The organism is Pseudoroseomonas cervicalis ATCC 49957, assembly GCF_000164635.1.
GTDB lineage: Bacteria > Pseudomonadota > Alphaproteobacteria > Acetobacterales > Acetobacteraceae > Pseudoroseomonas > Pseudoroseomonas cervicalis.
Map to the genome: position 1 here is coordinate 1 of NZ_GG771157.1, position 736 is coordinate 736.

Below are 736 nucleotides of genomic sequence, written 5' to 3' on the forward strand. Positions count from 1 at the left end.
CCTGGCGGCGCGCCGGCAGGGCGGCCTGCAGGATGGCGGCGGCCAGCGGGGCCAGGCCGATCTCGCGCATCTGCGCGCCGATGCGCAGCAGCTTCTGGCGCAGCGCCTGGCCCTCGGCGTCGGGGGCGGGCTCCAGCGGCGCGGGCAGGCCGGGATCCAGGAAATCGGGCAGCACCACCGCGCCATCCTGCTGCATGCGCAACTGCCACAGCCGGTCCAGCGCGATGCCGGCGGCGTTCAGCAGCAGGGAGAGGCCGAGCGACATTGGTTCATCCATGTCCTGGGCGGCGCGGGCGGGCCGGCTTGGCCGGCCGCTGCCCCGTCATTCCGCGATGCAGCGATGCGCGGAGTATGAGGCACCGTCGGTTAACAACCGCTAAGCGCCTTTCGATCGTATAAACAGCGAGACAAAGCCGTTGGCCCTGCAACGGGTGGCGCCGCCGCCCGTTCTGGGGTCGTCGGGACGCCAGGACGGCCACAGCGACCCGCAACCGACCCACCCCCCTCCCTGCCCCCCCGAAAGGAGGAACGCACCCCCATGCGCGTCGTCCTGATCCCCTGCCTGCTTGGCGCCACCCTGCTGCTGCCCGCCCTGGCGATGGCGCAGCCCGCCCGCCAGGGCGTGCCGCCGATCGACACCAGCCAGCTGCATGCGCGCAGCTTCGATGTGCGCGGCTTCGACCCGCTCGGCCTGCCCAGCGCGCCGCCGGCCCTGGCCCAGGCCGCGCCGCCAGCC

General features: G+C 73.8%; 2 protein-coding genes. One reads left to right on the forward strand and one right to left on the reverse strand.

The annotated features are described in order from the left end of the window. Positions 1 to 265: hypothetical protein (locus HMPREF0731_RS22315; protein WP_040614505.1), on the reverse strand; the 265-nt coding region annotated here is incomplete at its 3' end. 273 nt (positions 266 to 538) lie between these two features. On the opposite strand from HMPREF0731_RS22315, the gene HMPREF0731_RS22320 reads away from it, so the two are divergent. Then, a partial coding sequence (locus HMPREF0731_RS22320) for a hypothetical protein (RefSeq protein WP_007006543.1) occupies positions 539 to 736 on the forward strand: 198 nt, incomplete at its 3' end.